Here is a 14,481-nt window from a genome sequence, read left to right as displayed (position 1 = left end):
TTTCTTTTCGTGCGCAGGATCAAGCAAAACCGCCAGCGGCGGGCGGTAAACGGCCTATTCGGCTTCGCGCATCAGCACCATGTCATAGGTGAAGCGCTCGCCGGGATGGACGCTGTCGGACAGGGCGATGATGCGCCCGCCCTTGTCGTAATAGCGCCGCCGGGTTCGCAGGGCGGCTTCGCCCGGTTCGGCGTCCAGCGGCTCGGCCTCGCGCTCGGTCAGGGCGCCCGCGCTGATGGACTGTTCGATGCGCGCTGTTGGCACGCCGCGCTCGCTGGCGATCCATTCAGTGACCGATCCGCCCATCTCCACAATCGTCTCCACCGGCGGGGCGATATCGGCGCGGATATACACGTCCGTGAGCGCGATCGGGGTCTCGCCCGGGCGCCCGCGCACCCCGGCCACATGGAAGAACTCCCCGCCGGTCGCAACGCCGAAGGCGCGCGCCACAGCCGCGTCCAGAGGACCGCTGCGGGTATGGCGGGGCTGCAGCTTGGCGTCGCGCGCGTACTGCATCAGATCGTCCACCCCGCCCAGGCGCTGGGTGAAATGGGCGCGCGCCTCGGCGGCGACCACCACCGTGCCCGCCCCGCGCCGTCGGGCGATCAGCCCGGCCTCGGCCAGCAAGCGCAGCGCCTCGCGCACAGTGTGGCGTGACACGCCATAGGTCTCGCACAGGGCGTGTTCGGTGGGCAGAAGCTCGCCTATGGCCGGGTCTCCGCCTGCGATTCGCGCCCTCAAAGCCTCGGCCAGCGCCATGTAACGCGGTGCGCCAGAGGCGTTTTCCAGCATGACGGTCATAGCGTCCTCCGAAGCTCGGTCCATGCGCTCTCTAGCATAGCGCGGTGATCAAAGTGAGCGATCTGTATGAGCGCCTGCGCGCGCGCATCCAGATCGAGCCCGCTCAGATCCGCCGCGCCCTGCTCGGTGACGACATAATCCACCTCCGAGCGGCCTAGACTCACGGCCGGCGCAGACAGACGCGGCACGATGCGTGACAGCGTTCCGCCCTTGGCCGTAGAGGCCAGCGCCACGATGGCCTTGCCCCCGGGACTGGCCTGCGCCCCGCGCAGGAAATCGGCCAGCCCGCCACCACCCGAAATCTGGCGCCCGCCGACAAACTCGGCATTGGCCTGGCCGAACAGATCCACCTCGATGACCGAATTGATGGCGGTAAAGCGCGCCAGCCCCGCCAGCACGCCCGCCTCATGGGTGGCGCTGACCGGCGCCATCATCAGGCGGCGATCGCCGGCAAGCCGCTGCGCCAGCGCGCGCGAGCCCAGCACCGCCCCGGTGCGGATGGCGGCCACGGCCTCTCCATCGAGAATCTCCATCAGCGGATCGGACACCATGCCCGAGTGGATCGTCAGGGCCTTGTGATCTTTGAGGGCCGGCAGGACGGCGAGCTGCACCTTGCCCAGGCCGAACTGCACCGCCGCCCGGTCCTCCACCAGCCCGGCGATATGGCTCGCAATAGCGGCGAACGCCTCGGGCAGATCGCCCGCCTCATAGCCGCGCGGCTCGCTCTCCACCTCGCACACCGCATCAAAGGCGCTCAAGGGTATCCAGGGCGCGCCGGGCATGACCGGCAGGGCCGGATTGATCTGCGCTACGCGCACCTTTGCGCGCGCCCACACCGCCGGCGTGAAGTCGCAGCTCAGCGAGAGCGAGCAACGGCCCTCCCGGTCCGGCGGCGCCACTTGAAGGATCGCGCCATCCACCGGGCACGACGCCAGCCAGCGCCAGGCCTGGGTATAAGTGAGCGGGCGGAAGATCATCTTGCCCACTTCAAAACCGGCGCGCAGTTCCGGCGCCAGAAAGATCGTCTCGAACCGGGCCGTGTCATGGAGTGCGCTCCAGTCTGTACGGTTCACGCCGGGGATCCAGACACCGAAGAAGGTCAGCCCCCGCGCCGTCTCCGGATCGATCTTCATGGCCTGCGCCATGACATAGGGTTCACCCGCCACGCCCGGGACATAGACCCGCGCCGCGTCGGGCAGGCGCGCGCGGAAATACGTGGCCAGCGCAGCTGGCGAAAGCAGGTCCGGCCCGGCTGTCATCGGCGTCCCCCACGCTTGACGCGCGGGCTTCACGCCGCGCTCACTGCCATGCTACTAGCAGATTATGTCCGGACAAAGCTCCACGCTCACCCGACGCCTTGCCGACCGCCTGGCCCGCCCGGTGGACGCGGCCGTGCGTGCGCGCGCAGCCCTGCATGTGCTGGACTGGGCGGGGTGTGCGCTGGCGGGCGCGAACAGCCCGGCAGGACAGGCGATGGCGCGATCTCTGGCGGGTGAAGGGCCCGGTCCGTGCACGCTGATCGGCGCGGCAAGAGGCGGCTCGCCGCTGACCGCCGCGCTGCATAATGGCGCGCTGGGCAATGTTCTGGAGATGGACGATGTGGACAAGCGCGCCATCCTCCATCCCGGCCCCGGCGTCATCCCGGCTGCGCTGGCGGCGTGCGAATCGGCAGGCGCAGATGCGCATGCCCTGCTCGACGCGGTGGTGCGCGGCTATGAAGCCGTGATCGCGCTGGGCCGGGCGGTGGGTCCGGGCCATTACGCTTTCTGGCACAATACCGGCACGTGCGGACCGTTCGGGGCCGCCGCTGCGGCGGCCAGCGTGTTCGGCCTCAATGAAGACCGCACCGCCCATGCGCTGGGCCTGGCGGGCACGCAGGCGTCCGGCTTCTGGCAGACCCGCCACGAGCCCGGCTCCATGGCCAAGCAGCTGCACACCGCCCGCGCCGCCCATGCGGGCCTGGCCGCCGCGCGTCTTGCGTCCGAAGGCTTTGACGGGCCGCTGGCCATACTTGAAGGACCGCAAGGGTTTTTCGCCGCCACTTGTCCCGGCGCCGATTCTGAAACCGTCATGGCCGGTCACGGCGAGCCCTGGCTGATTGAACAGGTCAGCTTCAAGCCCTGGCCTGCCTGCCGCCACGCGCACGCCGCCATTGATGCAGCGCTCGCCGCCCGGGCGGACGGGGTGGAGGCCGGCGATATCGCGGGCATCGCGCTTATCACCTATCGCGACGCCCTGACCTTTTGCGACCGGTCCCGGCCCGAAAGCGTGATCGAGGCGAAATTCTCCCTCCAGCACGCCGTGGCCGTCACCCTCCTGCGCGGCGAGCCGCAGCTGTCCGATTTCGAGCCCGACGCGTTCACCGCGCCGGACGTGCGCGCGCTGGCCTCGAAAGTCAGCGTCAGCGCCGGATCGCCTTATGACGGCGCGTATCCGGCCCGCTACGGCGCCGGCATGGGCCTGGTCCTGAGCGATGGCGCGCAGCGCCAGTACGATCAGCCCGACGCGCTGGGCGATCCGGAAAACCCGCTTACAGAGGATAAACTCGCCGCCAAGGCCCGCGCCCTGGCCGTCCATGGCGGGCTGGATGCGGGCACAGCAGACCGTCTCGTGGAGGCCGCGCTGGCGCTGGCTGATGGCGGATCGCTTAACGCCTTCACCGCGCTCATCGCCAGCCCGGCAAGGCCGGGAGAGACACCGTGAGCGCGCCCGAAGCCTTTGCCCGCCATGTGCTGGGTCTCGACTGGACGGCCCTGCCGCCAGAGGCGCAATCAGCCGCCCGGGCCTTTCTTCTGGACACGCTGGCTGTGGGGATCGCCGGACGGCGCGCCTGGCTCGCTGACGAGGTGCTGCGCGTGGCCCAAGGCTGGGGCGCGGCGGACGCTGGCGTTCCTTCCGCCCCCGTGTTCGCCGGGCCGGAATTGCCGGCCGCATCGGCCGCTTATGTCAATGGCTTCCAGATCCACTGCCAGGAATATGACTGCGTGCACGAGCCCGCCGTGGTCCATCCCATGGCCGTCATTGGCGCCGCCCTCACCGCCGAAGCCGCCGCGCGGCCTGTCTCTGGGAAGGACTTCCTGGCCGCCCTCACAGGCGCCGTCGACGTGGCCGCCGGGCTTGGCGTGGCCGCGCTCAGCCCGATCCGCTTCTTCCGCCCCGCCACAGCCGGGCTGTTCGGCGCTGCGCTGGGCGTCGCGCGCCTGCGCGGGGCGAGTCTGGATCAGGCGCTGGACGCGCTGGGCTATGCCCTGGCCCAGGCGGCGGGCACCATGCAGGCCCACGTGGAGGGCAAGCCCGCCCTGCCCCTGCAGATCGCCGCCGCCGCCCGCGCCGCCCTTGTGGCCAATGATCTGGCCGCCGCCGGGATTCCCGGCCCCCATGACGTGTTTGAAGGGCCGTACGGCTATCTCTCCCTGTTCGAGACTGAAAGCGATCTCGCCCCCGTCACCGCCACGCTGGGCCGGGTGTTCCGCATCGCAGAAGTCTCCTACAAGCCCTTCCCCACCGGGCGCGCCGCCCAGGGCGGGATCGTGCTGATGCAGCGCCTGCGCGAACGCGGCATCAGCGCCAGCGAGATCGCCGCCATCCGCCTCATCGCCCCGCCCCTCATCGCGCGCCTGGTCGGGCGTCCGGCCAAGACGGACATGCAGGTCAATTACGCCCGGCTGTGCTTTGCCTATTGCGGCGCGCTGGCGCTGCGCACCGGTGAAGTCCGGCTCCATGGCTTCACGCCTGAAGCCCTTGGCGATTCTGACACCCTGGCGTTGGCCGCGCGCATTTCGGTCGAGGCCGACGGCTCGGACAATCCCGCCGCCTTCACGCCCCAGACGCTGGAAGCGCGCCTGACGGACGGGAGACTCGTAACGCTCTCGCTCGACGCCCTCTACGGCTCGCCGCGCGATCCCATGCGCGCGCAGGACATCGCCGCCAAGCGCGCCGAATGCCTCGCCTTCGGGCTTGGCGTGGCCCGGCCCGATCTCGACGCCGCCCTCAGCGAGGCCGTCGCCGCCCTGCCCGGCGCGGCCTCCACCGCCACCCTCACCGGCCTGATGGCCGCCCGCCCGCAGTCTCTAACCTGATACGAGGAGCCGCCATGAGCGCCGCCCGCCCTGATGGACACCGCAGCTATTTCGACGCCGCCGACTGGAGCGCGCTGCAGCGCCAGCACCCCATCGGCGCCGATTTCACGGCCTTCGCTGCGTCCATCAGCCGCGACGAACTGTTCGCGCGCCAGAACGCGCTGTTCCTGAAATCGGTGGCGCGCGCCTGGACCACGCCCTTCTACCGCAAACTCTGGGGTGAGGCCGGGGTGGAGCGCGGCGACATCACCGGGCTGGAGATGATTTCCAGCCTGCCCAGCTTCGACAAGTCCGACATCATGGACTCCATCGCGCGCCAGCCCCCGTTCGGCGATTTTGATGCGCTGGACAGCCACCCGGAAGGCCGGCCCAATGTGGTGATGCACACCACCTCGGGCACCACCGGCACGCCGCAAGTGCTGCTGTTCGGGGCCAAGTCGCGCGAAGTGCAGAACCTGCTGCTCGGGCGGCTCTACCGCTTCCAGGGCCTGAGACCTGAGGACGTGGTCCATTCGGTCTATGGCCACGGCATGATCAATGGCGGCCATTACGTGCGCGAGGCGGTCATCCACTGGACCAGCGCGGTGTTCATGTCGGCGGGCACCGGCGTGGAGACCCGCTCGGCGCGCCAGGTGGAGCTGATGCGCGATTTTCGCGCCAGCGTCATCGTGGGCTTCGCCGACTACATCAAGAAACTTGCCCGGGTGGCCGACGAGATGGGCATCGACCCGGTGCGTGATCTCAATATCCGCATGATTTCCGGCCATCTGGGCCGCGAGGACCGCGAAGCGCTGTCCAAGGCCTGGGGTGGGGCCGAATGCTTTGACTGGTACGGCGTGGGCGATACCGGCGTCATCGCGGGCGAAGGCCCGGACCGCGCCGGACTCTATGTGATGGAGGACGCCCAGTATCTCGAAATCGCCGATATCGACACCGGCAAGCCGGTTGCTGAAGGCGCCGAGGGCGACATGATCTGCACCTGCCTCTACAAGGACGATGTCTATCCCATCATCCGCTTCAACACCCATGACGTGACGCGCGAACGCACGGACGCCAGCCCGCTGGGCCTGGCCTTCAAGCGCATTGAGGGTTTCCTGGGGCGTTCGGACAATATGGTGAAGATCCGCGGCATCAATATCTTCCCCCAAGCCATGGGGCCGCTGCTGGAAGAGCATGCCGCGTTTGCGGGCGACTTCATCTGCAAGGCGGTGCGGGACGCCTCGGGACGCGACGAGTTCATCGTCATGGCCGAGGTGCGCGAGCCCGGCGAGCGCGTCCAGGCCGAATTCGCAGACCTGCTCAAGCGCAAGCTCGGCATCGAGGTCGGCGTGACCCTTGCCAAACCGGGCGAACTGGCCGACCTCACTCAAACCGACGTGCGCCAGAAACCCATCCGCCTCATCGACGAACGGTTCTGATGAGCCCTGCTACAAACGATCTGCCTCTCAAAGCCTCGCAGCGCACCTGGGCGGCCCAGGCGGCGGCGTTTGCGCTCGGGCGCTGGAGCCCGCTGGACGTGTTCGACGCCTACGCCCAGCGCATCGCCCGGATCAACCCTGCACTCAACGCGGTTCTGGACACCCGCTTCACCGCCGCGCGCGAGGAAGCCGGCGCCAGCGCAGACCGCTGGGCTCGCGGCGCGCCCCTGTCAGAAATCGACGGAGCGGTGGTGCTGGTCAAGGCCAATATCGCCGTGGAGGGCCTGCCCTGGCATGCCGGGATCAAGGCCTATGAGCGCCGCATCGCCCGCGATGACGCCGCCTGCGTGGCGCGCCTGAAAGCCGCCGGCGCCATCATCGCGGGCACGGTGAACATGGAGGAGGCCGCCCTTGGCGCGGTCACCGACAATCCCTGGTTCGGGCGCACCCTCAATCCCTGGGGCAAGGCGGGCGACGCCCTCACGCCCGGCGGCTCGTCGGGCGGATCCGGCGCGGCTGTGGCCGCGGGGCTGTGCGTGATGGCGCTGGGCACCGACACCATGGGCTCGGTGCGCATACCGGCGGCCTATTGCGGCGTGTCCGGCCACAAGCCGGGCCGCGGCCTGGTGGAGACTGGCGGCGTGATGGCCCTGTCCACCACGCTCGATCATGTGGGTCCGCTGACGCGCTCGGCGCGCGATCTGTCCGCCTTCCTCGCGGCCCTCTCCGGCCAGCCCCAGCGCCCCCAGAAGGGCCTGACGGGGCTGACCATCGGGCGCTGGCGCTTTGAAGACGAACTGACGTGCGACCCGGACGTCATGGCCGCGTTCGAGATCGCGCTGGCCCGCCTGGACAATGCCGGCGCGCGCATCGTGGATGTGACGCCGTCCCATTACGCCTATGGCCGCTCGCGCCGGGCGGGGCTTCTGATCAGCGAGATCGAGGGCGCGCGCGCCCACGCCGCCCAGCTGGCCGAGACACCCGAGGGCTTCTCCGAAGGCCTGCGCAAGCTGCTCGGCTGGGGCGCGGCCCAGAGCGCGGACAAGGTGGAGGCCGCCTATCAGCTGGTGCGCGCCAGTGAGACCGACGCGCAGGACTGGTTCGCGCAGTGTGATCTGGTGGTCTCGCCCGTGGCGCTGGAGCCCGCCTTCGCTTTTGGCGCGCCGGTTCCGGCCGGACAGGCTGATCTGACCGCCTTCGCCGCCATGGCGGGCCTTCCCGCCACGGCCGCGCCCATGGGGCTGACGCCGGCGGGGCTGCCCTGCGCCATCCAGTTCATGGCGCCCCAGGGCCGCGACGGCCTCGCCCTGCGCGCCGCCTCCCAGTTTGAAATGCTGGCCGGGGGCCCACTCATCCCGCCGGGATATTGAGAGGAAAGGCCCCAGTTCATTTCCGAAAAGGCTATTGATCATACGTCGCAGAGCTTGTGATCATTGACGCCGCCCTGCGCCTGCAGCCATGCACGCCGCAGGTCGCCCCCTGCCCTTGGCGCGGGGGCGTGCTAGTTTCGTTCCAGCTTTTCGAATCGATCCCGGACATGCGCCATGGGCTCCGCCCCACCTTCCCAATCTGACGCCGCCCTGCCCTTGTCGCAGCGCGCAGCGGCGCGTGCGCCGCAGGGTCAGGCGGCCTATCTCGACGGGCTGAACGCCGAACAGCGCGCCGCCGTTGAGGCCATCGAAGGCCCGGTTCTGGTGCTGGCGGGCGCAGGCACGGGCAAGACGCGGGTGCTGACCACAAGGCTCGCCCACATCCTCGCCACGGGCAAGGCCTGGCCCTCCCAGATCCTGGCGGTGACCTTCACCAACAAGGCCGCGCGCGAGATGAAGCACCGGGTTGCGGCGATCATGGGCGAGCATGTGGAGGGCCTGCCGTGGCTGGGCACGTTCCACTCCACCGCCGCCCAGATCCTGCGCCGCCATGCCGAGCTGGCCGGTCTGAAATCCAGCTTCACCATCCTGGACACCGACGACCAGCTACGCCTTATCAAGCAGATCCTGGAAGCCGAAGGCATCGACATCAAGCGCTGGACGCCGCGCTATTTCGCCAGCCTGGTGGACGGCTGGAAGAACCGCGCCCTCACCCCGGACCGTATTCCCGAAGAGGACAAGTGGAGCTTCGCCGACGGTCGGGCGGGCGCGCTCTACGCGCTCTATCAGGACCGGCTCTCGGTGCTGAACGCGTGTGATTTCGGCGATCTTCTGCTACACGTCATCACGATTTTCCAGAAACACCCGGACGTGCTGGCCGAGTTCCACCGGCGCTTCCGCTACATTCTGGTGGACGAGTATCAGGACACGAACGTCGCCCAGTATCTCTGGCTGCGCCTGCTGGCGCGCGGCTCGGGCAATCTGTGCTGCGTGGGCGATGATGATCAGTCCATCTATGGCTGGCGGGGAGCGGAGGTCGACAATATCCTGCGCTTCGAGACCGATTTTCCCGGCGCAAAAGTCATTCGTCTGGAGCGCAATTACCGCTCAACGGGTCATATCCTGGGCGCTGCGTCCGGCCTGATCGCCGCCAACAAGGCGCGGCTCGGCAAGACGCTATGGACCGAGGACGCGGGCGGCGACAAGGTCCAGGTCAGCGGGCTGTGGGATGGCGAGGCCGAGGCGCGCTTCGTCGCCGACGCGGTGGAAGCCCATGTGCGCAGCCAGGGCAAGCACAGCGATATCGCCGTGCTGGTGCGCGCCTCCTGGCAGATGCGTGCGTTTGAAGACCGCTTCATCATGCTGGGCCTGCCCTACAAAGTGGTGGGCGGCCCGCGCTTCTTTGAACGCGCCGAGATCCGCGACGCGCTGGCTTATCTGCGTCTTGTGCGCTCCATCGATGATGATCTGGCGTTCGAGCGGGTGGTGAACACGCCCAAGCGCGGGATCGGCGACACCACGGTGCAGCGCCTGGCCGCCGCGGCGCGCGGGGCGCGCACATCCATCGCCGAGGCCGCCCGGCTGATGGTCCAGACCGACGAGATCCGCGGCAAGGCGCGCACATCGCTGCAGGTCTTCCTGCGCGATATCGACCGCTGGGCGGGACAGGCCGAGACCATGCGCCATGACGAGCTGGCCGAGATCGTGCTCGACGAGAGCGGCTATACGGCCATGTGGCGCGAGGACAAGAGCCCGCAGGCCGCTGGCCGGCTCGATAACCTGAAGGAACTGGTCCGCTCCATGGGCGAGTTCGACAGCCTGGACGCCTTTCTGGAGCATATCGCCCTGGTCTCGGACGCCGACCGGGCCGAGGATGGCGACGAGGTCTCTCTCATGACCCTGCACGCCGCCAAGGGGCTGGAGTTTCCGCTGGTCTTCCTGCCCGGCTGGGAAGAGACCGTCTTTCCGTCCCAGCGCGCGCTGGACGAAGGCGGCACGGCGGCCCTCGAGGAGGAGCGGCGCCTGGCCTATGTGGGCATCACTCGCGCCCGTGAACGCGCAGTGATCAGCTTTACCGCCAACCGCATGATTTTCGGGCGCTGGCAGTCGGTCCTGCCCTCGCGCTTCATTGATGAAATGCCCCCCGATCACTGCGAGGCCAAGTCCGAGACCGGCTATTACGACGCTGGCCCGGGCTTCCAGGAAGCCGCCACGCCCGCCGACGCCTTCCGGTCCTCTTATGAGAGCCCGGGCTGGCGGCGCTTCCAGGAGAGCCAGGCGGCAGGCCGGCGCGCCGAGGCCTCGCCCGTGATCGAAGGCCAGGCCACGCTCATCTCCAGCGGCAAGCCGGGCAAGTTCGCCCGCGGCCAGCGCGTCTTCCACCAGAAATTCGGCTATGGCCAGGTGATGGAGGCCGACGGCGACAAGCTCACCGTGGCCTTCGACAAGGCGGGCACAAAAAAGGTGGTGGCGAGCTTCGTCGAGGCGGCCTGAGACCCCCCCATCCCGTCCGTCCGCTGACAATATCGTGTCCTGCCCTTTGCGCTTCGGGCTCGCTCTGCTATCAGGCCATCGACCTTGCGAGGGACGATCACCATGAAGCTCATGAGCGGCAACGCCAACCGCCCGCTGGCCCAGGCCATCGCGGACTATCTCGACGCGCCTTTGTCCAACGTCGAGATCGAGCGCTTCGCCGATGACGAGCTGTTCGTGCGCATCGACGAGAACATGCGCGGCGAGGACGTGTTCGTGATCCAGTCCACCTCCAAGCCCGCCAACGACAATCTGATGGAATTGCTGATCTGCATGGACGCGCTCACCCGGGCGAGCGCGAACCGGATCACGGCGGTCATCCCCTATTTCGGCTATGCCCGCCAGGACCGCAAAACCGGCGGGCGCACGCCCATCACCGCCAAGCTTGTGGCCAATCTGATCGCCGGCTCGGGCGCGCACCGGGTGCTGACGCTGGACCTGCATGCCGGCCAGATCCAGGGGTTTTTCGACATCCCCACCGATAATCTCTTCGCCACGCCGGTTTTCGAGCGCGATATCCGCAGAGCCTATGACATCAAGGATTTGATGATCGTGTCGCCGGACGTGGGCGGGGTGGTGCGCGCGCGCGCGCTGGCCAGCCGGCTGGGCGCAGACATCGCCATCGTCGACAAGCGCCGCCCGCGCGCGGGCCAGAGCGAGGTGATGAACATCATCGGCGATGTGGAAGGCCGGCGTTGCATCATCTTCGACGACATCATCGATTCAGGCGGCACGCTGTGCAATGCGGCCAAGGCCATCATGGACCAGGGCGCGGCCCAGGTGTCCGCCTACATCACCCATGGCGTGCTGTCGGGCAAGGCGTGCGAGCGCATTGACGCCTCGGTGCTCAGCGAGTTGGTGGTTACCGACTCCATCGATGTGACCGAGAAGGCCGCCGGATCGAAAAAAGTGCGCACCCTGTCCGTGGCGCCGTTGCTGGGCGAGGCGATCCGGCGCATCGCCAATGACGAGTCGGTCTCCAAGCTGTTCGACTGAGCCGGGGCTGACGGGCGGAGCGCGCTTACTCCGGAATGTCTTTTTGCTCCTCGGCGTCCTCAACCGGTTCGAGGCGCTCGATATTGAGATCAGAGCGCCCGCTGATCAGGTCCACAGCGCGGTCAGCGGCGTCCTGGAAGGGCTGCAGCACCAGATCGGCGCCCGCCTCGATCAGCTCGTCCATGCGTGTGCCGTGCTGGCTGGTGACCGCGATCTTGCCGTTATAGCCGAACTTGCGCAGCGTCTTGATCATGGCGATGCGGCTGTCTTCCAGCGCCACGCCGGTCTCGCGGTCGGTAGCGGTGGAGATCACCCAGCGCACCCCGCGCAAGGGCAGATGGGTGAGGAATTCCTGATCACTCAGATCGCCATAGATCGCGTCCAGCCCGCGCTCGCGCCAGGTGCGCACGGCGGACGGGTTGAAATCGGCGCCCAGCGCTGAAATGTCATTCTTCACAAGGCGCTGGGCGATCGCTCCGCCATAGCGGCCCAGTCCCAGAAGCACCACGTCATAGCGCCCCTTGGCATTGTCCGCCTCGCCGTTTTCGGCCGGCTGGAGCTGCTTGCGCTCAAATATGCCCAAGACCGGCTCCAGCAGCGGATAGAGCCGGTGGGAATAGGTGATCATATAGGTTGAGGCGCCGATCGTGATCAGGCCCACCAGGGTGACCAGGCCCAGCGCCTGATCGCTGACATGGCCGATGGTCAGGCCCATGGCCATGAAGATCAGCGAGAACTCGGAAATCTGCGCCACGGTGAGGCCAGCCAGGAAGCCGGTGCGCTTGCGGTAGCCCATCACGCCCATGATCACCATCACGATGAGCGGATTGCCGATCAGCACGAAGGCGGAGAACACCAGCGCCGCCGGGATATTCTCCCCGATCAGGGACAGGTCGAGCTGCGAACCCAGCGCCACGAAGAAGAACAGCAACAGAAAGTCGCGCAGCGGCGCCAGGCGCGCAGAAATCGCGTCGCGATAGGGGGTCGAGGCCAGCGCCACCCCCGCCAGCAGGCCGCCCAGCTCCTTGCCCACGCCGAACATGTCGCCCACCGCCGCAAAGGCCGCGGCCATGGCGATGGAGAAGGTGATCAACAGCTCCGGCGAGCCCGCCAGCATGGCGGTCAGCGGCGTGGCGGCGAAGCGGATGAAAAGCACGACGACCACTACCATCACCACGCCGGCGGCCAGCACCATCAGCACTTCTTGCCAGCCTGCATCCTCCTGCCCGCCCACGCCCAGGGCGCTGAGCGCGATCATGGCGAACACCACCACGATGTCCTGCACGATCAGGAAGCCCAGCGCGATGCGTCCGTGAAGGGAGTCGATCTCGCGTTTGTCGCTGAGCAGTTTCACGATGATGATCGTGGACGAGAAGGTCAGCGCCACGGCGATATAGACGCTGGTGATCGGGTCGAACCCCAGCCCCAGCGCGATGAAAAAGCCGAAGAAGGAGGTGAAGATCACCTGGCCCAGCCCGGTGAGCAGCGAGACCGGTCCCAGCGACTGGATCAGCTTGATGTCCAGCTTGATGCCCACCAGGAACAGCAAGAGCGCAATGCCCAGCTGGGCGAGCACGCCCACGCTTTCATCCGAGCGGATCAGGTCCAGCACGGACGGCCCTGCGACAATGCCCACCACGATGAAGCTGACAATCAGCGGCTGGCGCAGCATATGGCCGATCAGGCCGATGGCCGCCGCGACGCTAAGCAGGATGGCGATCTCGTAAAAGATCGACTCGGAGATCAGCTCATTCATTATCGCCCGCCCGTATGCTGAACGCCGCTCTGGCGCGCTGCCGCCGCCCTGATGCTCACGAATGCTTGTGAGCATAGTGTTTTGTGCGACTCCTTGCAGGGCGTCAAAGGAAAAGGCTGGTCGCGTCTGGACGCGCAGCACGCGGCGCGGCAGTTTGCCCTCATGAGGCGATGGGGACGGCGATGAAGGATCTCGACAGCGCGATGGCGGAGCTGGGCCCCTGGCTCAGCGAGAAAGAGGCGCGGCGCAAGGCGGCCGTTTCACGCTTCATGAAGGGCACGGCGGGCGCGCTGGGCGCAGCGCTGGTGCTCGGCGCGATACTGGGCCTGTCCGGCCTGCCCGCGCCGGTGGCGGGGATTGCCTCGGTGGCGGCCGCCCTGCTGATCATGGCCTGGGCGGGCCATCCCATGACCCAGCTGCACAAGGATGTGAAGCTGGGTCTCAACACCCGCATGGCTGAAGCCTTCGGCCTGAGCTATGCGCCCAAACCCGCCAGCCCGGCGCGCTTTGACGCCTTCCGTTCCCACGGGCTGATCCCCCATTCCGACAAGCGCGCGTTCGAAGATCATTTCTCCGGCGAGGCCCACGGCGCCGATTTCGAGCTCTATGAAGCCCATCTCCAGCAGCGCCGCCGCAGCCGCAAGCGCACCTATTACGTCACGGTGTTCCGCGGGGTGCTGATCCGCATCACCTTCCCGCGTACCGTGGAGGGCGTCACCCTGGTGACGCGTGACAAGGGTCTGTTCAACGGGCTGGAAGCCTTCTCCCGGCGCCATTTCTCAGGGCGCAGCCTGGAGCGGATCGGACTGGTGGATCTGCGCTTCAGCCGCCTGTTCGAGGTGTATGGCACCGACCAGGTGATGGCGCGCTACCTGCTCACCCCCTCCTTCATGGAGCGGCTCCTGCGCCTTGAGGAGATTCTCAAGGGCAAGAATGTGCGCTGTGTGTTTGACGAGGACCTGGTTCCCGAATCAGGCCGGGGTGAATTGCTGATCGCGGCGCAGACCGGCAACAAGTTCGAGCCCGGCTCGATGTTCGCCCCGCTGGACGACCGCTCGCGCATCGCCCGCCTGTATGCCGAATTCGAGCTGATCGAGGACATCATGCACACCGTGCTTCAGCCCCCTGCTGAAGGCGGCGGGGTCGGCGCCAGCGTGGTCGCCGATCCTGAATCGACATAATGCAAGGCTTGTTGATAGGATTAGTTCCCGTTTGAAAGCGCCCTGGAGGACGAGATGAGCGAGCTGGCGGCGGCCATTGGTGTGTTTTTGACCGCATGTGGCCTGGTCTTCTTGCTGGCGCCCCTGATGCCCGCAGCCGGCGGCGTGATCGGCGCGGCGCGAACCCGTCTTGAGATAAACGGCGGCTTCGAGGCTGGCGCCGCCATGGTCACGGGCGTGCTGTTTGCAACATGCGGCGTGGGACTGCTCATCTGGAGCGCGGGCGCCCTGTAAGCTGCAGCCCCGGGCGCACTGTGCGCCTTGCGCGCCTTGTGCGGATCGGCTATAGCCCGCCGCTCGAAATACGGC

General features: G+C 67.6%; 11 protein-coding genes. 8 read left to right on the top strand and 3 right to left on the bottom strand.

The genetic code is table 11. From position 1 onward, the window contains the following. Nucleotides 1-54: 54 nt before the first annotated feature. Both F1654_RS00640 and F1654_RS00635 read right to left on the bottom strand, forming a co-directional pair. Nucleotides 55-801 carry a GntR family transcriptional regulator gene (locus tag F1654_RS00640; protein WP_150021583.1) on the bottom strand — a complete coding sequence of 249 codons (747 nt, stop codon included), beginning with the start codon at nt 799-801 and terminating at the stop codon, nt 55-57. Then, nucleotides 798-2,060, bottom strand: a complete 1,263-nt coding sequence (locus F1654_RS00635) for an acetyl-CoA hydrolase/transferase family protein (protein WP_150021582.1) — start codon at nt 2,058-2,060, stop codon at nt 798-800. The genes F1654_RS00640 and F1654_RS00635 overlap by 4 nt, the downstream gene beginning before the upstream one ends. 64 nt (nt 2,061-2,124) lie before the next feature. Here F1654_RS00635 and F1654_RS00630 point away from each other — a divergent pair, with 64 nt between their 5' ends. From F1654_RS00630 to F1654_RS00605, 6 genes are all read left to right on the top strand, one after another. After that, nucleotides 2,125-3,504: an MmgE/PrpD family protein gene (locus F1654_RS00630; protein ID WP_150021581.1), complete on the top strand. Its 1,380-nt coding sequence runs from the start codon at nt 2,125-2,127 to the stop codon at nt 3,502-3,504. Next, entirely contained in the window at nt 3,501-4,880 is a 1,380-nt protein-coding gene (locus F1654_RS00625) for an MmgE/PrpD family protein (protein WP_150021580.1), read from the top strand. The genes F1654_RS00630 and F1654_RS00625 overlap by 4 nt, the downstream gene beginning before the upstream one ends. A gap of 14 nt (nt 4,881-4,894) precedes the next feature. After that, nucleotides 4,895-6,298, top strand: a complete 1,404-nt coding sequence (locus F1654_RS00620) for a phenylacetate--CoA ligase family protein (RefSeq protein WP_150021579.1) — start codon at nt 4,895-4,897, stop codon at nt 6,296-6,298. Continuing rightward, nucleotides 6,298-7,668 (top strand): amidase, encoded by a 1,371-nt coding sequence (locus F1654_RS00615; protein ID WP_150021578.1) that lies wholly within the window; start codon nt 6,298-6,300, stop codon nt 7,666-7,668. Before F1654_RS00620 ends, F1654_RS00615 begins: the two co-directional genes overlap by 1 nt. A 174-nt stretch (nt 7,669-7,842) precedes the next feature. Next, the gene (locus tag F1654_RS00610; RefSeq protein ID WP_150021577.1) at nt 7,843-10,161 is read left to right on the top strand and encodes an ATP-dependent helicase; all 2,319 of its coding nucleotides are present in this window, start codon (nt 7,843-7,845) and stop codon (nt 10,159-10,161) included. Between the two features lie 102 nt (nt 10,162-10,263). Beyond that, nucleotides 10,264-11,196 carry a ribose-phosphate pyrophosphokinase gene (locus tag F1654_RS00605; RefSeq protein ID WP_150021576.1) on the top strand — a complete coding sequence of 311 codons (933 nt, stop codon included), beginning with the start codon at nt 10,264-10,266 and terminating at the stop codon, nt 11,194-11,196. 25 nt (nt 11,197-11,221) lie between these two features. On the opposite strand, the gene F1654_RS00600 is transcribed toward F1654_RS00605, so the two are convergent. After that, nucleotides 11,222-12,952 (bottom strand): cation:proton antiporter, encoded by a 1,731-nt coding sequence (locus F1654_RS00600; protein WP_150021575.1) that lies wholly within the window; start codon nt 12,950-12,952, stop codon nt 11,222-11,224. A gap of 182 nt (nt 12,953-13,134) precedes the next feature. On the opposite strand from F1654_RS00600, the gene F1654_RS00595 reads away from it, so the two are divergent. Continuing rightward, complete coding sequence (locus F1654_RS00595; RefSeq protein ID WP_150021574.1) at nt 13,135-14,133, top strand: DUF3137 domain-containing protein; 999 nt, start codon at nt 13,135-13,137, stop codon at nt 14,131-14,133. A gap of 54 nt (nt 14,134-14,187) precedes the next feature. Continuing rightward, on the top strand, nt 14,188-14,406 hold the full coding sequence (locus F1654_RS00590) for a hypothetical protein (RefSeq protein ID WP_150021573.1): 219 nt from the start codon (nt 14,188-14,190) through the stop codon (nt 14,404-14,406). The last annotated feature ends 75 nt before the right edge of the window (nt 14,407-14,481 follow it).

The organism is Alkalicaulis satelles, from assembly GCF_008630495.1.
Classification (GTDB): Bacteria; Pseudomonadota; Alphaproteobacteria; order Caulobacterales; family Maricaulaceae; genus Oceanicaulis; species Oceanicaulis satelles.
The sequence above is the reverse complement of the archived record's forward strand: the minus strand, read 5'-3'. Positions and strand labels throughout refer to the sequence as shown.